The organism is Micromonospora sp. NPDC006431 (genome assembly GCF_042870725.1).
Taxonomy (GTDB): Bacteria; Actinomycetota; Actinomycetes; order Mycobacteriales; family Micromonosporaceae; genus Micromonospora.
Genome location: NZ_JBIAHQ010000001.1, coordinates 650,540 through 669,431, shown reverse-complemented (window position 1 = coordinate 669,431; position 18,892 = coordinate 650,540). Strand labels below are relative to the sequence as shown.

Genomic DNA, 18,892 nt, shown 5'->3' with positions numbered 1-18,892 from the left:
GGCGGCGATGCGGCTGTCGAGCCTCGTCCGGTGCGAGTAACTCTGTCCGGGCAGATGTCGGCCGGGGGTAAGTGGCCCGACGGGCTCAAGCGTGTACGGGACGTGGGACACGAGCAGGCACAGTTCGCAGAGTTCTATCGGGTCCACCGGGCCGCCTGTGTGCGGGCGGTGGTGGCCGGCACGGGCAATCGCGAGGGCGCTGAGGACCTGGTGGCGGAGGCGTTCACCAGGGCCTGGATGTCCTGGCGGAAAGTCAGCCGGCACCCGGCCCCCCAGGCGTGGGTGGTGCGCACCGCCCTGAACGTGAGGGTGTCGGCCTGGCGGCGCCGCCGCCGCGAGGTTGCCCTGGCCGACGGGCACGACGTGGCGGTCGGCCCGGATGCCGGGGGCGTGGATGCGGCGCTGATGGCGGCGCTGCGGCGGCTGCCCGCCCGCCAGCGCGAGGTGATCGCGCTCCGGGCGTTCCTGGACCTGGACACCGAGACCACCGCTCAGGTGCTCGGCATCGCCGCGGGAACTGTCACCGCTCACCTGTCCGGGCCGTCGCGACGCTGCGCCGCCAGTTCGTACCGCCGAGACTCAGGAGATCAAGCAGTGAGAGACCAAGACGTTCTGCGTGCCGTGGCGGACGGCCTGTCCGGCTTGGACATGGACAGGCCGGCCGAGGACATCATCGCCACGGGCACCTCGCGGCGCCGACGGCGGCTGGCCGCAGTGACCGCGGCCGGGGTGCTCGCCGGGCTGGCCGTGGCCGTGCCGGCGCTCACCGGCTCGGGACCCGCCGCGCCGCCGTCCGCCGCGCCGCCGTCCGCGGAGCGGCCGGCCAGCATCGCTCCGACGCAACTGGTCGCCTTCTCCGTGGTCAGCAAGCCCAACGGGACGGTGACTCTCACCCTGTCGAAGAAGCAGTTCGCAGACCCGGACGCGGTTCGAAAGGCGCTGTCCGAAGCCGGCGTGCCGGCGGAAGTCAGGGTCGGTTCAATCTGCCACTCCGTGCCCTCGCCCGGGCTTAATGATCGGATCTTCCCCTCGCAGAGCGAGGCGGATGCGAACACTGTCCTGACGATCAACCCGTCGGCCATTCCGAAAGGCGCGGTGGTGGCCATCTCGTACCACGACTCGTCGACGAACGGCCCGGTGGTGATCGGCGTGGCCTGGAAGAACCGGATGACCTGCAAGTGATCAGAGCTTCGTGGAGAGCACCCGGGTGACCTGCTCGGCCTTAATCCGGGCAGCCAGCTTCGACCGATCGAGGTTGGCGCAGAGCACCACGGATGCGCCGGCGGCGAGCGGGGCGAGCAGCCACTTCACCGGCTGCTCGTGCTCGGCGGCGTCGACCAGCAGCCGGTCACCGGCCCGCAGGTCGAGCTGTTCGGCGATCGCCGACGCCAACTGCCGCCACTCCCCGTAGCTGGTGCCGTCGGGGCTGGCCGGGTCCCCCGGGCGGACGGCGGTGTAGTCGGGTGGGGTGTCGGTGTGCCGGAGCACCTCGGTGGACCAGTCGAGCCAGCCGACGGGCACGTCGGCCAGCGGCCCGGCTTCGGTGCCGACGAGATAGCGGTGCACCCCGTCGGGCATGTCCTCCAGCCAGTCGTCGAGGCGTTCCGGGGTCACGAACACCGCGTCGTACGGCTGGTCGCCGCCTGGTTCGAGTACCGGCAAACCGGCGGTGGCTCGCGGCCGGAACGACACCGTCATCCCGACCGACCAGGCGCCGATCAGCACGGCGGCGGCACGCCAGTGGGGCGGCAGCAGCACCGCGACCCGGCTGCCGGGGCCCAGCCCGCAGCCGTCCCGCAGCAGGCTCGCGCTCCGCGCCGCCCAGCCGCCGAGCTGCGGCGCGGTCAGCTCGACCCGCTCCCCGGTCGCGTCGTCCAGGTAGGTGAGCAACCCCCGGTCGTCCGGGTGCGCCGCTGCGCCCGGGACAGTCATGGAGGTGCTGCGGGCAGCCATCGGGCACTCCTTCGATCCGGTTCGCCCCACCTTAGCCACCGGCGGCCTACCGCAAGGCCCAGAGCTGCCCGCGACCGTGGGGCCGCGGGCAGCTCGTCGTTGGCGGGGAGACCAGTGCGGACTACCTCTTGACCATGACGACGTCGGTCGGGCGTTCCACCTTCACCGGGACGCCGTAGTCGAAGAGTTCGAGCGTCGAGGTGAATGTGCCCTTGTCGAGCCGGCCCTTCATCGTCGACTGCCAGGTGCCGGACAGTGCCACCTTCGCGATCCGGCCGTCGGCGTCGAGCGTGACGTCACCGGACGTGGTGGTTGATCCCATTTCCTGCTTGTGCTCGATGGCGTACTCGAAGTGCAGCGTGCCGTCCGGGTTCTCGGTGATGGTCCCGTTCGCGGCCTTCAGCGCCCTGATCAGGCTCGCCGGGTCGGGTGCCGTGTTGCCCAGGACACCGTTCCCGTCGCTGTAGAGGGACAGCCGGTCGTACTTGCCGGGGTACTGGCCGTAGCGGCCGTACGTCTCGCCCGGGCCCTTGTCAGCCGGCAGCTTGCCCTGCGGCCGTTCCGCGCCTTCGTACCGGGTGCCGTTGATCAAAAGCTCGACCATGATCGAATCGTCCTTCGGCACCCGCACGTAGCCGGTGGTGGTCTTCGGGTCGAACGCGCCCTCGTACGTCAGTCCTTCCGGTCCCGAGTTGGTCAGCCGAATCCGGTAGCTGATGTTCTGGCTGGCGGTGGCGGCCGAGACCAGCTTCATCGCCGGCGAGGCCGGCTCCGGCTGGGACCCCCGCTCGGCGGTGACGCCCGGACGGCCCGAGGTCGGCGTGGTCGCCACAGTCGCCACTGTGGCGACGCCCAACGCCAGCAGCGCGCAGGTCGCACCCACCATCGCGGTGGTCCGGCGCCGACGTGCCCGTCGGCCGCGCTCGAGCAGCGCCCCCACCGGGGGTACGGAGTCCGGCTCGCCGTCGACGATGTCGTGCAGCCGATGGGCGAGTTGGTCATGGCGTGTGGTCATGGCTGGTCACCTACTTACCGTGTGGGAGGGTTCATCGAGGAGATGGCGGAGCTTGTCCAGGGCCCGAGCGTTCTGGCTCTTGACGGTGCCTACCGAGCAGCGCAGCATCTGAGCGACCTCGCGCTCGGTCAGGTCCTCGTAGTGCCGGAGCACCACGACCGCGCGCTGCTTCGCCGGTAGCGACATCAGCGCCGCGCGCAGGACGACGGAGTCGGGACCGACGTCGCCGCCGGGGGCGGCCCGGTCCGGGACGTTCGCGACCAGGCTCTCCCGGCGGCGCCGCCGCCAGCCGGACGTGTGGTTGTTGACCAGGGCGCGGCGCAGGTAGGCGTGCGGGTCGTCGAGCCGGGACAGCCGCCGCCACCGCTCGTACACCTTGACCAGGCTGTCCTGGAGCAGTTCCTCGGCCCGCCCCCGGTCGCCGGCTAGCAGCAGGGCCAGCCGGATATGTCGCTGCCAGGCCATCTCGACGAATGCGACGTACGACCGGTCCACCGCGGACAGTCGTTGTGTTTGGTCAGTCACGCACCTATCACGTGGCGGTGCCGCAGAAGGTTGTCTGGAATCGCGGACATCTGGCGGAGCTCCCGGCCTACGAACGCCCGGCAGCTCCGGGTCGCCGTCCACTGGCCGCCCGCACGCCGGCCCGACCGCTCCGACCGGCGGGACGGTTCAGCGGGTGAACCGGTCCACCAGGATCGCCAGCCGCCGCTCGTGGTCCGCGCGCCGGAGCCGGCCGTTGCGCATGAGCGTGACGAGGCCGTGCAGCCCGCTCCAGAAGGTCTCGGTGAACGCCTCGAGGTCGTCGCCGCCGGCGACCGGCCGCAGGGTCTCGGCCAGCTCGGCGAAGGCCCGGGCCAGCTCGACCGGCGCGTCCTTACTGGCGAAGGGCAGGTCGACGGGAAGGTTGAATATCGCGTCGTAGAGCGCGGGCCGGCGCTCGGCGAACGCGACGTACGCCCTGGCCATGTCGGCCACCGCCTGCCGTGGGTCGGTCGCGGCTGCCCGGGCGGCGGCGAGTTCGGCGGCCAGATCACCGCAGCCTTCCACGGCGACCGCCGCCATGATGGCGTCCTTGCCCTTGAAGTGGCTGTAGAGGACGGGCTGGCTGTACTCGATCTCGGCGGCGAGCCGGCGGGTGGTGACGGCGTCCCAGCCCTCCGACTCGGCCAGCTCCCGGGCTGCGGCGACGATCGCCCGTTCCCGTTCCGCCCGCTCCCGCTCCCGGCGGGCCTGAATCGACATGCTCGCCAGTCTAGCACCGCTAGCCAATCTGCCACCGCTCTGCTAGCTTCGCTCCCAGACCTAGCAGCGCTAGAATTCGGAGTCGAACATGCTCAGCCCCGTCGCCTACGGGCTCGCCGTCGTCCTCAGCCTCTTCTGCGTCTTCATCGGTGCCCGGTTCCTTCTGGCACCCCGCGCCTCGGCCGCCGGCTACGGCGTGCCGGCCGCGCCGGACGGCGACCCCGCGTATCTCACGATCAAGGGCCTACGCGACCTCACCTACGGCCTGCTCGGCCTCGCCCTGATCGCCTTCACCAGCGCCGACGCGGTCGCCTGGTTCATGCTGATCGTCGCGCTCAACCCGTTGGGGGACACCCTGATCGTGCTACGGCACGGCGGCGCGAAGGCGGTCGCCTTCGGCATCCACTTCGCCACCGCCGTGGTCGTCCTCCTCGACGCCGCCCTGCTGTTCGCCCTGTAGGCAACCGCTGACCGGAACTGCCCGGGCCGCTCAGCGCCCGGGCAGTTCGGGGCCGCCGTCGAGGAGCGGGGCCAGCAGGTCGCCCTGCTTCTCCACCCGCTTGAGCACCTCGCCCGCCGTGTAGGGCTTGGTCGACGGGCGCTTGCCCGCCGCGCCCGCCTCGACCTCGTCCCAGGTCAGCGGGGTCGACACCGCCGGCACCGCCTGGGCGCGCAGCGAGTACGGCGCCACCGTCGTCTTGGCCGCGTTGTTCTGGCTCCAGTCGATGAAGACCTTGCCGGGACGAAGGTTCTTGGCCATCTTCGACACGATCTGCTTCGGGTGCGCCCGCTCCAGCTCCTGGGCGATCCGCCTGGCGTAACCCGAGACGAAATCGGAATCCTGCGTACCGGCGATCGGGCAGCAGAGCTGCATGCCCTTCTTGCCGGACGTCTTCGGGTACGCCTCGATGCCGTCGTCGGCGAGCCGGTCGCGCATCAGCAGCGCCACCTGGCAGCACTGCTTCAGCGCGGCCGGGGCGCCCGGGTCCAGGTCGACCACCATCATGTCCGGGTGCTCACCGATCTTCCACTGCGGCGTGTGCAGCTCCAGGGCGGCGAGGTTGGCCAGCCAGACCAGCACGGGCAGCTCGTCGCAGACCACGTAGTCGATGGTCTCCCGCCCCTTGCTCGACCCGGGGGCGGGCAGCGTCTCGGTGCGTACCCAGCCGGGGGTGGCGGCCGGTGCGTTCTTCTCGAAGAACGAGCCGCCCTCGACCCCGTTCGGGTAGCGGATCCGGGTCAGCGCCCGGTCACGCAGGTGCGGCAGCAGCACCGGGGCGATCCGGGTGTAGTAGTCGATCACCTCGCCCTTGGTAAAGCCGGCCTTCGGGTAGAGGATCTTGTCCAGGTTGGACAGCTCCAGCGCGCGTCCCTCGACGTCCACCTTCAACCGGTCAGCTGGCATCGTCGACCTCCTCGGGTGGCTTGTCCGGCCGCAGCCGCAATATCCGGGGGAAGCGCAGCCGCCCGTCGGGGGTGCGCTGGCCGTACTTGACCTCGACCACCACCCGCGGAGTTACCCAGATCGCGCCGCGGGCATCCTCGCGCGGCACGTCCCCGGCGAACGGTGACGCGGCGCTGCGCAGCGGTTCCAGCTCGCGCAGCAGGTCCCGCTCGAGGGCCGCGCCGATCCCCCCGCCGACCCGGCCCCGGAAGGTGAGCCGCCCGTCCGGCCGGGGCACCCCGACCAGCAGCCCGCCGATCTTGCGCGCGCCGGGCCGCCAGCCGCCGACCACGAAGTCGCCGGTCACCTCCAGCTTGACCTTCACCCAGTCGGGCGAGCGAACCCCTGGCCGGTAGACCGCGTCGACCCGCTTGGCCATCACTCCTTCGAGCCCGTGCTCGCCGGCCGCCGCGAAGGTGGCCGGGCCGTCGGCGAAGGCGGGCGGCACCGCCCACCGGGCCGCGCCGAGCCCGAGCGACTCCAGCGCCGCGCGCCGCTCCCGGTAGGGGCGGCCGGTCAGGTCGTCGCCGCGCAGCCGCAGCACGTCGAAGATCATGTACGTGACGGGCATGCTGGCCGCCAGCCGCGCCGCCTTGGTCGGGTTCCGCACGTGCATCCGCTCGGCCAACGCGGTGAACGACGGCTGCCCGAGCTCGTTGAAGAGGACCACCTCGCCGTCCAGCAGCGCGTCATCGACCTGCTCTTTCAGCATGATCAATTCGGGGTACGCCGTGGTGATCTCCACGCCGGAACGCGCGTACAGGTGCTGATCGCCGTAGGAGATGTCGGCGAGTGCGCGGACGCCGTCCCACTTGAACTCGTACGCCCAGCCGGCACCGGCCGGGAGATGCCCGGTCATCGCGAGCATCGGCTTCAACGGCGCGCCGGGCACCTGATCACTGTAGTTGCGCACGGAAGGGCGTGCGTGCCGTTCGATCGTTTGCGATTCTGGTCAGAACCAGGGAGAGGAGCGCCGGATGCGGGCCATCTGGAAAGGAGCGGTGTCGTTCGGCCTAGTGTCGATCGGAGTGCGGGTCTACTCGGCCACCGAGGAGAAGGACATCCGCTTCCACCAGGTGCACCGGGACGACGGCGGCCGGATCCGCTACAAGCGCACCTGCCAGGTCTGCGGCGAGGAGGTCACCTACGACGACATCGCCAAGGGGTACGACATCGGCGGCGGCGAGATGGTCATCCTCACCGACGAGGACTTCGCCGACCTGCCGCTGACCACCTCACACGCGATCGACGTGCTGGAGTTCGTCCCCGCCGAGCAGGTCGACCCGATCCTCTACAACAAGGCGTACTTCCTGGAGCCGGAGGGCTCGGCCACCAAGCCGTACGTGCTGCTGCGCGACGCGCTGACCGACTCGGAGCGGGTGGCGATCGTCAAGGTCGCCCTGCGCCAGCGGGAGCAGCTCGCCACCCTCCGGGTACGCGAGGGCGTCCTGCTGCTCAACACGATGCTCTGGCCGGACGAGGTGCGTACCCCCGACTTCGGGTTCCTGGACGAGGACCTGAAGGTCCGTCCCCCGGAGCTGGCCATGGCCAGCTCGCTGATCGACTCGATGGCCGGCGACTTCGAGCCGGACGCCTTCACCGACGACTACCGGGCGGCGTTGCAGGAGGTGATCGACGCCAAGATCGAGGGCCGTGAGGTGGTCCAGCCGGAGGAGGAAGAGGCCGCGCCGGCCGCCGCGGTGGACCTGATGGCCGCCCTGAAGGCGTCGGTCGAGCGGGCCCGGGCGGCCCGGGGCGAGGCGCCCGCCGGCGGCGCTGGCGAGCCGACCCCGATCACCTCGGCCCGGTCGGCGCAGCAGGCGGCCAAGGCGGCGAAGACCGCGAAGGCGCCGGCGAAGAAGGCGGCCGCGAAGAAGGCCCCGGCGAAGAAGGCGGCCGCCGCCAAGAAGGCCGAGCCGGCGAAGAAGGCGGCGGCCAAGAAGACCGCGGAGAAGAAGGCGGCGCCGGCCAAGAAGGCCGCCAAGAAGGCCGCCCCCCGCAAGACCGCCTGACGGCGAAGGGGTTGACGAGCGCGGCCCGTCAACCCCGACACCAAGTCCTGCTTACTGCTTGCCGCCGCCGGCTCGGAACGCCACCCAGGCGTCGCTCATCCGGTCCGCCTGGCCCGCCGTGAACATGTTCATGCAGGAGTCCTGCGTGTAGTCCATGAAGTTGTGGATCGGGTCCAGCCCCGGTGCGGTGCAGGTGTCCGCGCCCACCGGGCAGTTGAACTGCGGCGCCGCCTCGCGCGGGGTGTCCGCGACGTAGTCGCCGGAGGCGGAGCACCCGTGCGCGAAGGTGTGCTCCAGCATCAGCCAGTGCCCGACCTCGTGCGTCAGCGTGTCACCCAGGGCGTACTTGCCGGCCGTTCCGCCCGGCATCGACTCGTCGAGCATCACCACGCCGTCGATGTAGTCCCGGCCGTTGTTGTAGCCCTTCGGGAAGTACGCCCAGCCGAGGAGGCCGCCGCCGATGTTGGCCGCATACACGTTCAAGGTGCGGGCGTCGCCGGTGTACAGCGCCTTCTTCATGTCGCGCTCGTTCTTGCCCGGCACGACCGTGTACCAGTTGCTGTTCACCGTCCACGTCGTGTCGACGAGCGAGAACCGGAACGGCGTGTCGGAGGCGTCGGGCGCCGTGAGGCCCGCGTACGAGTCGTTGAGCACCTTCATCTGCGCCGCGATCAGGGTGTTCCACCGGTCCGTCTCGGCCGCGATGAGCGGGTGGTCGGAGATCATGTGGAAGACCGTGGGCACGGTGACGCTGCCATTGGGCAGGCGCGGCGAATCCTTGATCACGCCGTAGGCGTTCGCCTCGTTCTTCGAGTACAGCTCCGGTTCCTGGGCGGTGGCGCCCTCCTTCACCCGCGCCGCGCTGTGCCCCTCGGCACCCGGCTCACACGCCGCTACCCCAGGGGAGGCGGTCGCGGGCGCTGCCGTGGCCACCGCCCCGGAGGCGCCTCCGGCCGCCAGGAACGTCGCCGCGGTAGCGGTCAGGACCGCCAGCTGGAAAGTTGATCTTCTGCGCATCGTTGCACCCTTCACGCCTGTGGGATGGAGGCAGAGCGGAATGGACAGGGGCCGCCGCCACGAGATCAGTGACGTCGTCGTCCCGTATGAGAACACGCCGATGCGGTGAACAACAGACCCAAGTGCGCACTCAGCTGGTCTCCTGGCCGAACCACAGGGTGGCCGTCGCGGTGTTGGTAGAGGACCCCTGCTCTACCGGAGGCGTTGATGAGGGGCCCTCCGTGGGCTCAGCCGCGGCCGAGCTTCTCGGTGGGGGTGACCCGGACGATCACCCGCTCCTCGCCGGGCTGGCGGAACGGGTACGTGTCCTGCCCGAGATACTTCTTCGCCAACCGGTCGATGTGCTCGTCGGCACCCTCGGTGATCAACTCGGCGGTGCCCTTCACCCAGAGCGTGCGGAAGTCGTCCGCCTTGTCCACCACGGAGACCGCGACCGACGGGTTGCGCTCGATGTTGCGGTACTTCTTCCGGCCGACGGCCGTGTTGAACACGATGTGCTCGCCGTCGGTGTCCACCCAGACCGGGGTGACGTGCGGGGTGCCGTCGGGCTCGATGGTCGCCACGTGCGCGAGCTGCGGCTCGGCGAGCAGGGCAAGGTCTACTTCGGTGAGGATCGCCATGGTCGTGAACGTACTCCGGTGAGTCCGGTGTCGCTGTCGTTCGCCGTCGCCACGCCCGTTGACGGCCCACCGCCCTGTCGCGTCGTTCGTCACCGACATCACGCTGGTGCCCGTGGAAGGCCGAGCTGTCGGAATCGGAGCCGGCCGTAGGAGCACCGCGGGCGTCCGGGCGGGTACCGTGTGCGCTGGTCTCGACAGCGGCCGGCGGGCCGCACCACCCACCCAGCAGGGGAGTCGACGTGAGCGAGCGTGTGCAGAACCGGTCGGCGGGCCAGGGCCCGGGCACCAAGGCGGAGCGGCGACTGGCCGCCCAGCTGGCGGCGAAGAAGGCCGCCGAGGCGCGGCGCCGCCGGCAGTCGATGCTGGGCGCCTTTGTCGGTGTCCTCGCGGTCGCCGCGCTGATCGGCGGCATCGTCTGGCTGAACAACGGGGACGACGACACGAAGAGCACCGCCGCCGCCCCGTCGGCCAGCGCCGACGCCCCGGTCGAGCCCACCGCCGCCGCCGCACCGCAGCTTCCCGCCGACGCCGACCCGGCGCTGAAGACCAAGCCGACGGTCGGCGCGGGCAAGGGCGAGCTGAAGAAGCTCAACGTCACCACCCTGATCAAGGGCAACGGCCCGGCGGTGAAGGCCGGCCAGCAGATCACCACCAACTACGTCGGGGTGTTCTACAAGGACGGTAAGGAGTTCGACTCCTCCTGGGGCCGGGGCGAGCCGGCCACCTTCGGGATCGGCGTCGGCCAGGTCATTCCGGGCTGGGACCAGGGCCTGGTCGGCGTGCCGGTGGGCAGCCGGGTGCAGCTCGACATCCCGGGTGAGCTGGCGTACGGCAACGACGCGTCGGGTGGTCGCCCCGCAGGCCCGCTGCGCTTCGTCGTTGACGTGATCGCCGCGCAGTAGGTCACAGCAGGCTTCCTTCCCGTCACCCAGCGGCAGTAGGTTCATGGTCACCGTGGGCGGTCCACCCGTCCGCGGCGACCTGCCCACCGACGCGGAGGTGCACGTGGCGGCGCTGGACGACCCGGGGCTGGCCCGGCTGATGTGGACCCATTTCGAGCCGGTCCACGCGGTGACCTACTTCCACCCCCGGGCCCGCGCCGCGTACGAGGCGGTCGGGCTGCGCGGCTACTGGCGGGGCTACTTCGCCGGCCGGGCCGCCCCGCTCGGGGCGGTGGACGCGCCGGTGGTGGTTGCCGCCTTCTTCAGCTTCGCGCCGCCGATGGTGGCCCGGGCGCTCCCCTCGGTGTGGCGCCTGGCCACCCCGCAGGAGGCGCTGCGCGCCCGGCTCACCGGTGCCGTGCAGGCGCTGGCCGAGTTCACCTACGAGCTGACCGAGTCGCACCTCGTCGAGGCGGCGGAGCTGCTGGAGGAGGCGGCCGGGCGGGTCGAGACGGCGGGCCGGGTGCTGGGCGCGGTCAACGCCGCGCTGCCCCGGGGGGAATACCCGCTGGCCCGGCTCTGGCAGGCCGCCACGACGCTGCGCGAGCACCGGGGCGACGGGCACGTGGCGGCGCTGGTCACCACCGGGCTGGATCCGGTCGAGGTGGTGGCCTGGCGGTGCCGGCTCGACCAGTCCCGCGAGTTCCACCAGATGGCCCGGGGCTGGACCGACGAGGAGTGGGCCGCCGCCGAGGAGCGCCTGGTGGAGAAGGGCTGGCTGACCGCCGACCGGGCGCCGACCGAGCACGGCACCGCGACGTTCCGGGCGGTCGAGGAGGCCACCGACCGGGCCGCGCTCGGCCCGTGGCGGACGCTGGGCGCGGAGCGTACGGCGCGGCTGCGCGAGTTGCTCGAACCGATCGCGAGCCGGTGCCACACGATCATTCCCCGGCAGAGCCCGATCGGCCTGCCCGCCCCGCGCACCCCCACCGGGGACGCGACCGCCCCGGCCCGCTGACCGGCCCGCCGGGGTCCGGCAGGATGGGCTCATGGTGGACGCGGTGCTCTTCGACCTGGACGGCGTGATCGTGGACTCCGAGCCGGTCTGGGAGGAGGTCCGGCGGGCGTACGTGGCCGCGCACGGCGGCGCCTGGCAGCCGGACACCCAGCGCCGGCTGATGGGGATGAGCACCGGCGAGTGGGCCGCCTATCTGAGCGGTGAGCTGGGCGTGGACCGCACCGCCGAGCAGGTCGCCACCGAGGTGGTGGCGGAGATGACCCGGCGGTACGCGGCACACGTACCGCTGATCGACGACGCCGACGCGGTGGTGCGCCGGCTGGCCGCGCGCTGGCCGCTGGGGCTGGCCAGTTCCTCTCCCACCCGACTGATCGCGGCGGCGCTGGCCGCCACGGGCCTGGCCGACGCCTTCCGGGCGGCCCTGTCGACCGAGGAGACCGCCCGGGGCAAGCCGGCGCCGGACGTCTGGCTGGGCGTGGCGGCGCGGCTCGGCGTGGATCCCGCCCGGTGCGTGGCGATCGAGGACTCCTCGAACGGGGTCCGGTCCGCGGCCGCCGCCGGGATGCGGGTGGTGGCGGTGCCGCACGGGTCGTACCCGCTGGACCCGGACGCCGAGGCGTTGGCGGCGGTGCTGCTGCCCTCGATCGACGCGCTCACCCCAGCGGTGGTCGAGCGGCTCGGCTGAAGCCCGCGGGACGACTTGCTCCTGACGCGACGTCAGGTCCTAGCGTCGGATTCCGGTCGCCGCAGGGTGCGGCGCTGCGAGAGGGAGTGGGACGTGGCGTCCACCTGGCGGATCGGCGAGCTGTGCCGGCGCACCGGGCTCACCGTCCGGACCCTGCACCACTGGGACCATGTGGGGCTGTTGCGGCCGTCCGCGCGGACGTCCGCCGGCCACCGGCTCTACGCCGAGGGGGACGTGGACCGGCTGTACCGGATCGTCGCGCTGCGTGAGCTGGGCCTGCCGCTGGAGACCATCGGCGTGCTGCTGGACGGGGGCGGATCGGGTGGCCCGGAGCTGGCCGAGCTGCTCGACGAGCACCTGGCGCACGTGGAACGGCAGCTCGCCGCGCTGGGCGGCCTGCGCGACCGGCTGGCCGCGCTGGTGCCCACCGTACGCGCCGCCGGGGGTGCCACGCCCGTGGACCTGCTCGCCCTGATCGAGGAGGTGACCAGGGTGGACGAGACGATCCGGAACTACTTCACCGAGGAGCAACTGTCCGCGTTGGCGCAGCGGCGGGAGCAGCTCGGCGAGGCGGCGATCCGCCGCGTGGCGGAGGAGTGGCCGCGGCTGATCGCCCAGGTCCAGGCGGAGCTGGACGCCGGGACCGACCCCGCGCAGCCGCGGGTGCGGGCGCTGGCCACGCGCTGGATGGAGCTGCTGGAGGCGTTCCACGGCGGGGACCCGGGGCTGCGGGACTCGCTCTACCGGATGCAGGCGGAGAACAGCACGGAGATCGCCCAGGAGCACGGCGGCCCGACGCCGGAGCTGATCGACTACGTGAAGCGGTCGGTGGCCGCGGGCTGAGGTGCCGGTGGGCCGGTCGAACCGCGGCCGGCCCACCCGTCCCGCGTGACCGCGCCTGGTGCCGGCATGTCCCGCATCACACCCCTCCTACCGCCGACCACCGCGTTGTACGTTTTCCCCGGCGCGTCCGATCGGAATGATCAGGGTGCGTCCGGGTAGCGCAGCCGGTGGCGCACGTGTCGGCGGTGAGGGGACGGACGGCGATGAAGGCGATCGTGTACGAAGGCAACGGCGACGTCTCGGTGCTCCAGGTGGCCGAGCGCCCGATCCCGGAGCCGGGCCCCGGCGAGGTGCTGGTGCGGATGGCCGTGTCCGGGGTGAACCCGACGGACTGGAAGGCCCGCCGGCAGTGGCCGCTCCCGGCCGGCTGGCAGATCCCCGGGCAGGACGGTGCCGGGGTGATCGAGGCGGTCGGCCAGGGTGTCGACCAGATCCTGATCGGTGACCGGGTGTGGCTCTGGGAGGCCGCCTGGCAGCGGCCCTGGGGCACCGCCACCGAATACACGCTGGTCCCGGTCCGGCACGCGGTACGCCTCGGTTCCGCCTCCTTCGACCTCGGCGCCTGCCTCGGCATCCCGTTCCTGACCGCGCACCGGTGCCTCACCGCCGGCGAGTTCATGCCGGACAAGCTGCACGCGGGCGCGCTCAGCGACCATGTGGTGCTGGTGCAGGGCGGGGCGGGCGCGGTGGGCAACGCGGCCATCCAGCTCGCCCGCTGGGCCGACGCCTGCGTGATCACCACGGTGAGCACCCCGGAGAAGGCGCAGCTCGCGGCGGCGGCCGGGGCCGACTTCGTGATCAACTACCGCGAGCAGGACGTGGCCGAGGAGGTCCGCAAGATCGCGCCCGACGGGGTGCACACCATCGTCGAGGTCGCCGCGGCCGTCAACGCGGCGGCGGACGTGCAGATCCTGCGGACCGGGGGCGCGGTCTGCGTCTACGCGGACGACGGCGGGTCCGAGGTGACGCTGCCGATCCGGCCGCTGATGGTGCCGAACGCCCGCTGGCAGTTCGTGCTGATCTACACGGCGCCGAAGGCGGCCAAGGCGCAGGCGGTGACCGACGTGACGGCGGCGGTGGCGCAGGGGGCGATCCGGGTGGGCGAGGAGGCCGGGCTGCCGTTGCACCACTACCCGATGTCGGCGGCCCAGGCGGCGCACAAGGCGGTGGAGGACGGCGCGGTCGGCAAGGTGCTGATCGCCACGGCCGAGGCGTAATAAACGCGAAACGGATTTCTCTGACATCGGGACAGAGGCGAACAAGTTTCGCGAGAATGGACGTGCGGGTCGCCCCGCATGGACGGGCGGCCCCGGCGCGGTGCGAACGCCGGGGCCGCCCTCTGGGGAGAGATGTCCTTACGAGGAAGTCTCTACCCGTCCAGCGACGCTACGCCGCAAAGTGTTACGGCGCGGCCAGTTCGCGCACCTCGAGCCCGCCCTCCGCGTACCGGGAACGCACCACCTTCTTGTCGAACTTGCCGACGCTGGTCTTCGGGACCGCGTCGATGAACGCCCAGCGCTCCGGCAACTGCCAGCGGGCCACCGACTTCGCCAGGAAGTCCCGCAACTCCTCGGCGGTGACCGAGGCGCCCTCCCGGACCACCACGGTGGCCAGCGGCCGCTCGTCCCACCGCTCGTCCGGTACGCCCACCACGCACGCCTCCAGCACCGCCGGGTGCCCCATCAGGGCGTTCTCCAGCTCGACCGAGGAGATCCACTCGCCCCCCGACTTGATCACGTCCTTGGCCCGGTCGGTGAGGGTGATGTAGCCGTCCGGCGATAGCATGCCGACGTCCCCGGTCCGCAGCCAGCCGTCCCGGAACTTCTCCGCGTCCTGCGTCTCGTCCCCGACGTACCGGGCGGTCACCCACGGCCCCCGGACCTCCAGCTCACCCACGGAGGTCCCGTCGGCGGGCAGCGGCTCGCCCAGCGGGCCGACGATCCGCGCGGCGACCCCGGCCGGCACCCGGCCCTGGGTGTAGCGGTAGCGCCAGGCCGTCTCGCCGGTCGCGCCGGCCGGCGGCCGGGAGACCGAGCCCAGCGGCGACATCTCGGTCATCCCCCAGGCGTGGATGACCTCGATGCCGTGCCGGTCGTGGAAGGCGTGCATCAGCGCCGGCGGGCAGGCCGAGCCGCCCACGATCACCTCCTTGAGCGAGGAGGTGTCCACGTCGTGACTGTCCAGGTAGGTCAGCAGGTCGGTCCAGATGGTCGGCACCGCGCCGGCCAGGGTGGGGCGCTCGGCGGCGATCATTGCGGCGATCGGTTCGGCCTGGAGGAACCGGTCCGGCATGATCAGCGACGCGCCGGAGAGAAACGCCGCGTACGGCAGACCCCAGGACATCGCGTGGAACATCGGCACGATGGCCAGCTCCCGGTCCGTCGGGCCGAGCCCGAAGCCCTCCGGCATGCAGATCTGCAGCGAGTGCAGGTAGATGGAGCGGTGCGAGTAGGCGACCCCCTTGGGATTGCCGGTGGTCCCGGAGGTGTAACAGAGCGCGGCCGCGTCCCGCTCGTCCACCTCGGGCCAGTCGTAGCTGTCCGGCCGGTCGGCCAGCAGGGCGTCCCAGTGGTGTACGGCGATCCGGTCGCCGGCCGCCGCCACCAGCGGTGCCGGGTCCCCGCCGCCGACCACCACCACGTGCCGCACCGTGGTCAGCTGCCCGATCACCCGGGCGAGCAGCGGGATCAGCGTCGAGTCGACCAGCACCACCCGGTCCTCGGCGTGGTTGGCGATGTAGGCGACCTGGTCCGGGAAGAGCCGGAGGTTGAGGGTGTGCAGCACCGCACCCATGCTCGGCACCGCGAAGTACGCCACCAGGTGCTCGTTGTTGTTCCACATGAACGTGGCGACCCGCTCGTCGCCGGTCACCCCGCACTCGTCGCGCAGCGCGTGGGCCAGCCGGGCGGCGGTCCGCCCGACCTCGGCGTACGTCATCCGACGGGGCTCGGCGCCGGTCCAGGTGACTACCTCCGCCGTGCCGTGCACGGTGGAGCCGTGTTCGAGGATCCGGGCGACCTGAAGGGGGGCATCCATCATCGTGCTACGCATGGGTAGCAAACTAGTGTCGCCGGTCACACCACGGAAGCCCCGGATTGGCCGAGCCGGCAGCGGAAACTGCGTAGATTGTCCGGGTGAGCATCTCCTGGGCCGACTCGTACGTGGGGCAGCTGCGCGCCCTGGCCGGTGACCGCACCCTGATGTTCGTCGGGGCCCGCGCCGTGGTCCGGGACAACGCCGCCCGGGTGCTGCTGATCCAGCGCTCTGACAACGGCCAGTGGGCGTTGCCGGCCGGCGCCATGGAGCTGGGCGAGTCGATCGCCGACTGCGCGGTCCGGGAGGTCCGCGAGGAGACCGGGCTGCGCGCCCTGCGGGTCAGCGCCTTCGCCCTCTACACCGGCCCCGACCGCACCCACACCAACATGTACGGCCACACGTACCAGGTCTTCACCACCGCGTTCCGCGTGGACGAGTGGGACGGCGAGCTGGCGCGGGTGACCGACGAGACCGACGACGCCGGCTTCTTCCACCCGGAGGAGCTGCCCACCCCGCTCTCCGCCAGCGTCATCGAGACCCTCGCCGACCTGGACGTCTTCGAACAAACCAACCGCCTGATCCTCAAGTAACCCCCGCCCGCCCTTCAGGCGTTGATCAAGGAGTTTGCGTCGGGCCGAAGCGGGTAGCCGACGCTAACTCCTTGATCAACAGGGCGGCGGTCAGAGCATCGTCTGGGACTTGGCCTCCATTTCGGCGGCGGCTTCGTCCTTCGACTCCTTGGTCAGCGGCTTGCCGCCGGGGGCGGCGGCCTTGCCGCCGAGCGGATCCGCGCCGCCGGTGGCGCCCTGCGGGCCGGTGCCGCGCAGCTGGTGGTTCGGCAGGGCCAGGGTGACCAGCACCGCGATGATGGCGATCAGTCCGGCGGTCAGGAAGACCAGGTGCAGCGAATCGACGAACGCGGCCTGGATCGCGGCCCGGACCGGTGCGGGCAGGGCGAGGATGGTCCCCGGTTCGTTGATCGAGATGTGGGCACCGCCCCGGGCCGCCACGATGGCCCGTTCAGCGGGCGGCAGCTGCGCGATGGCGGGCGGCAGCCGGTCGGCGAGCTGGTGGGTGAGCTGCGACGAGAGCACCGCGCCGAGGATGGCGACCCCGAACGAGCCGCCCAGGGAGCGGAAGAAGGTCGCCGAGGAGGTGCCGGCGCCCAGGTCCCGCGGATGCACCGCGTTCTGCACGGCCAGGATCAGCGACTGCATGCACAGGCCCAGCCCGACGCCGATCACCACCATGTAGCCGAAGGCCGCCCAGAGCGAGCTGTTCACCTGGAGCCGGGTGAACAGCAGCATGCCGGCGAGCAGCACCGCGCTGCCGGCCACCGGGAACCACTTGTAGCGGCCGATCCGGCTCATCGCCCGGCCGGTGAGCACCGAGGTGACGATGATGCCGGCCATCATCGGCAGCATCAGCAGACCGCTGCGGGTCGGCGAGGCGCCCTTGACGATCTGGAGGTAGAGCGGGATGAAGATGATCGACCCGAACATCACCAGACCGAGCACGAAGCCCGCCGCATTGGCCAGCGTGAACGTTCGGGTACGGAACAGCCGCAGCGGCAGGATCGGCTCGCGTACCCGGGCCTCCTGGAGCACGAAGAGGGTGCCCAGCACCGCGCCGGCCGCGAACAGCCCGATGATCACGCCGGAGCCCCAGGCGTACTGACTGCCGCCCCAGCTCAGCGCCAGCAGCAGGCTGCTCACCCCGGCGACCAGCAACGCCGCCCCGAGCCAGTCGATGGCGTGCTCCCGCCGCTCGAACGGAATCAGCCGCATCACGTGGTAGCAGACCACGATGGCCAGGATCGCCAGCGGCACGTTGATGTAGAAGATCCAGCGCCAGTTGGTCTCCGCGAAGTAGCCGCCGACCAGCGGCCCGGCCACCGAGGAGATGCCGAAGACCGCGCCGAACAGGCCCTGGTAGCGGCCACGTTCCCGAGGGGAGACCACGTCCGAGATGATGGTGAACGCCAGCGTCATCAGGCCGCCGGCGCCCAACCCCTGCACGCCCCGGGTGACGATCAACTGGGTCATGTTCTGGGACAGCCCGGCCAGCAGCGAGCCGAGCAGGAACGTGCCGATCGAGAAGAGGAAGACCGGGCGTCTGCCGTTAAGGTCGGCCATCTTCCCGTACAGCGGGGTGGAGGCGGTGGAGGCGAGCAGGTAGGCGGTGACCACCCACGAGTAGTGGTTGATCCCGCCCAACTGGCCGACGATGGTCGGCAGCGCCGTACCGACGATGGTCTGGTCGAGTGCCGCCAGCAGCATGCCGGTCATCAGACCGAACATCAGCAGGCGGACCTGGCGGGCGTGCAGCACGGGACGACCGTTGGCCTGGGCAGTCATCCCGCGTTCTTTCCCACGTCCCGCAGAACATGCCCCCGAGACGGGCCGATCATGAGGTTGGCGCCGATGTCGATCTCCGCAACCGCCGCCAACCTCATATTCCACGAGGGCGGACGGTCAGGCGAACGCCTCGACGATCTTGGCGCAGAAGGCCGGGAGGTCGTCCGGCTTGCGGCTGCTGACCAGGCCGTGGTCGGTGACGACCGCCTCGTCGACCCAGGCCGCGCCGGCGTTGGTGAGGTCGGTGCGCAGGCTCGGCCACGAGGTGATCCGGCGGCCACCCACCACGTCCGCCTCGACCAGCGTCCACGGGCCGTGGCAGATCACCCCGACCGGCTTGCCGGCGCTGAAGAACGACCTCACGAACCGGACCGCGTCCGGGTCGGTCCGCAGGAAGTCCGGGTTGGCCACGCCGCCGGGCAGCACCAGCGCGTCGTACGCCCCGGCGTCCGCCTCCTTCGTCGTCACGTCCACCGCGTACGTCCGGCTCTGGTCCAGATGGTTGAACGACTGGATCGAGCCGGGCCGCACCGAGACGAGTTCGACCCGCGCGCCGGCCTGCTCCACCGCCTCGCGGGGCTTCGTGTACTCGACCTCCTCCACGCCGTCGGCGGCCAGGAACGCGATCCGCTTGCCCTGCAGTGTCGCTGCCATGGTGGTTTCTCCTCTCCAGGGGTCCTCTCAATCCGTGCCCGGGCTCAAGCGGGCGAAACCGGACGCCCGGCGTGGCCCCCGGACCGCGCGAGGGCAGGTTTGACGGGACCGG

General features: G+C 71.5%; 20 protein-coding genes. 9 read left to right on the top strand and 11 right to left on the bottom strand.

The features are described from left to right. The first annotated feature begins 30 nt into the window (after positions 1 to 30). Positions 31 to 1,182, top strand: a complete 1,152-nt coding sequence (locus tag ACFYM6_RS03270) for a sigma factor-like helix-turn-helix DNA-binding protein (protein ID WP_387271725.1) — start codon at positions 31 to 33, stop codon at positions 1,180 to 1,182. On the opposite strand, the gene ACFYM6_RS03265 is transcribed toward ACFYM6_RS03270, so the two are convergent. From ACFYM6_RS03265 to ACFYM6_RS03250, 4 genes are all read right to left on the bottom strand, one after another. Further along, the gene (locus ACFYM6_RS03265; RefSeq protein ID WP_387271723.1) at positions 1,183 to 1,953 is read right to left on the bottom strand and encodes a TIGR03089 family protein; all 771 of its coding nucleotides are present in this window, start codon (positions 1,951 to 1,953) and stop codon (positions 1,183 to 1,185) included. A gap of 121 nt (positions 1,954 to 2,074) precedes the next feature. Next, entirely contained in the window at positions 2,075 to 2,968 is an 894-nt protein-coding gene (locus ACFYM6_RS03260; RefSeq protein ID WP_387271722.1) for a hypothetical protein, read from the bottom strand. Between the two features lie 6 nt (positions 2,969 to 2,974). Further along, positions 2,975 to 3,493, bottom strand: a complete 519-nt coding sequence (locus tag ACFYM6_RS03255; protein WP_387271720.1) for a SigE family RNA polymerase sigma factor — start codon at positions 3,491 to 3,493, stop codon at positions 2,975 to 2,977. Positions 3,494 to 3,640: 147 nt separating this feature from the next. After that, complete coding sequence (locus ACFYM6_RS03250) at positions 3,641 to 4,213, bottom strand: TetR/AcrR family transcriptional regulator (RefSeq protein WP_387271718.1); 573 nt, start codon at positions 4,211 to 4,213, stop codon at positions 3,641 to 3,643. Positions 4,214 to 4,301: 88 nt separating this feature from the next. On the opposite strand from ACFYM6_RS03250, the gene ACFYM6_RS03245 reads away from it, so the two are divergent. Continuing rightward, positions 4,302 to 4,673: a DUF4267 domain-containing protein gene (locus tag ACFYM6_RS03245; RefSeq protein WP_387271716.1), complete on the top strand. Its 372-nt coding sequence runs from the start codon at positions 4,302 to 4,304 to the stop codon at positions 4,671 to 4,673. A 30-nt stretch (positions 4,674 to 4,703) separates the two neighbouring features. Here ACFYM6_RS03245 and ligD (ACFYM6_RS03240) read toward each other — a convergent pair whose 3' ends face one another. Both ligD (ACFYM6_RS03240) and ligD (ACFYM6_RS03235) read right to left on the bottom strand, forming a co-directional pair. Continuing rightward, complete coding sequence (gene ligD / locus ACFYM6_RS03240; RefSeq protein ID WP_387271714.1) at positions 4,704 to 5,618, bottom strand: non-homologous end-joining DNA ligase; 915 nt, start codon at positions 5,616 to 5,618, stop codon at positions 4,704 to 4,706. Beyond that, positions 5,608 to 6,549 carry a non-homologous end-joining DNA ligase gene (gene ligD / locus ACFYM6_RS03235; protein ID WP_387271712.1) on the bottom strand — a complete coding sequence of 314 codons (942 nt, stop codon included), beginning with the start codon at positions 6,547 to 6,549 and terminating at the stop codon, positions 5,608 to 5,610. The genes ligD (ACFYM6_RS03240) and ligD (ACFYM6_RS03235) overlap by 11 nt, the downstream gene beginning before the upstream one ends. 85 nt (positions 6,550 to 6,634) lie before the next feature. On the opposite strand from ligD (ACFYM6_RS03235), the gene ACFYM6_RS03230 reads away from it, so the two are divergent. Beyond that, positions 6,635 to 7,669, top strand: a complete 1,035-nt coding sequence (locus ACFYM6_RS03230) for a Ku protein (protein WP_073839084.1) — start codon at positions 6,635 to 6,637, stop codon at positions 7,667 to 7,669. 51 nt (positions 7,670 to 7,720) lie between these two features. Here ACFYM6_RS03230 and ACFYM6_RS03225 read toward each other — a convergent pair whose 3' ends face one another. Further along, on the bottom strand, positions 7,721 to 8,686 hold the full coding sequence (locus ACFYM6_RS03225) for a zinc metalloprotease (RefSeq protein ID WP_387271710.1): 966 nt from the start codon (positions 8,684 to 8,686) through the stop codon (positions 7,721 to 7,723). Between the two features lie 227 nt (positions 8,687 to 8,913). Further along, a complete protein-coding gene (locus ACFYM6_RS03220; RefSeq protein WP_387271708.1) occupies positions 8,914 to 9,306 on the bottom strand; it encodes a PPOX class F420-dependent oxidoreductase in 393 nt (130 codons plus the stop codon). A gap of 239 nt (positions 9,307 to 9,545) precedes the next feature. On the opposite strand from ACFYM6_RS03220, the gene ACFYM6_RS03215 reads away from it, so the two are divergent. The 5 genes from ACFYM6_RS03215 (at position 9,546) to ACFYM6_RS03195 (ending at position 13,950) form a co-directional block, all read left to right on the top strand. Further along, positions 9,546 to 10,208: an FKBP-type peptidyl-prolyl cis-trans isomerase gene (locus ACFYM6_RS03215; protein ID WP_387271706.1), complete on the top strand. Its 663-nt coding sequence runs from the start codon at positions 9,546 to 9,548 to the stop codon at positions 10,206 to 10,208. 139 nt (positions 10,209 to 10,347) lie between these two features. Next, positions 10,348 to 11,205 (top strand): hypothetical protein, encoded by an 858-nt coding sequence (locus tag ACFYM6_RS03210; protein WP_387271871.1) that lies wholly within the window; start codon positions 10,348 to 10,350, stop codon positions 11,203 to 11,205. Positions 11,206 to 11,236: 31 nt separating this feature from the next. Then, entirely contained in the window at positions 11,237 to 11,890 is a 654-nt protein-coding gene (locus tag ACFYM6_RS03205; RefSeq protein WP_387271704.1) for an HAD family hydrolase, read from the top strand. Between the two features lie 93 nt (positions 11,891 to 11,983). Next, a complete protein-coding gene (locus ACFYM6_RS03200) occupies positions 11,984 to 12,733 on the top strand; it encodes a MerR family transcriptional regulator (protein WP_387271702.1) in 750 nt (249 codons plus the stop codon). Positions 12,734 to 12,936: 203 nt separating this feature from the next. After that, on the top strand, positions 12,937 to 13,950 hold the full coding sequence (locus tag ACFYM6_RS03195; protein WP_387271700.1) for an NADPH:quinone reductase: 1,014 nt from the start codon (positions 12,937 to 12,939) through the stop codon (positions 13,948 to 13,950). Positions 13,951 to 14,134: 184 nt separating this feature from the next. Here the strand turns inward: ACFYM6_RS03195 and ACFYM6_RS03190 are convergent, their stop codons facing one another. Beyond that, positions 14,135 to 15,784, bottom strand: coding sequence for a fatty acid--CoA ligase (locus ACFYM6_RS03190; RefSeq protein WP_387271698.1), 1,650 nt, complete (start codon positions 15,782 to 15,784; stop codon positions 14,135 to 14,137). Positions 15,785 to 15,867: 83 nt separating this feature from the next. On the opposite strand from ACFYM6_RS03190, the gene ACFYM6_RS03185 reads away from it, so the two are divergent. Then, positions 15,868 to 16,359, top strand: coding sequence for an NUDIX domain-containing protein (locus tag ACFYM6_RS03185; RefSeq protein ID WP_073839077.1), 492 nt, complete (start codon positions 15,868 to 15,870; stop codon positions 16,357 to 16,359). 90 nt (positions 16,360 to 16,449) lie between these two features. Here ACFYM6_RS03185 and ACFYM6_RS03180 read toward each other — a convergent pair whose 3' ends face one another. Further along, a complete protein-coding gene (locus tag ACFYM6_RS03180) occupies positions 16,450 to 18,126 on the bottom strand; it encodes an MDR family MFS transporter (protein ID WP_387271696.1) in 1,677 nt (558 codons plus the stop codon). A 117-nt stretch (positions 18,127 to 18,243) separates the two neighbouring features. Continuing rightward, positions 18,244 to 18,780 carry a type 1 glutamine amidotransferase domain-containing protein gene (locus tag ACFYM6_RS03175; RefSeq protein WP_387271694.1) on the bottom strand — a complete coding sequence of 179 codons (537 nt, stop codon included), beginning with the start codon at positions 18,778 to 18,780 and terminating at the stop codon, positions 18,244 to 18,246. Between the last annotated feature and the right edge of the window lie 112 nt (positions 18,781 to 18,892).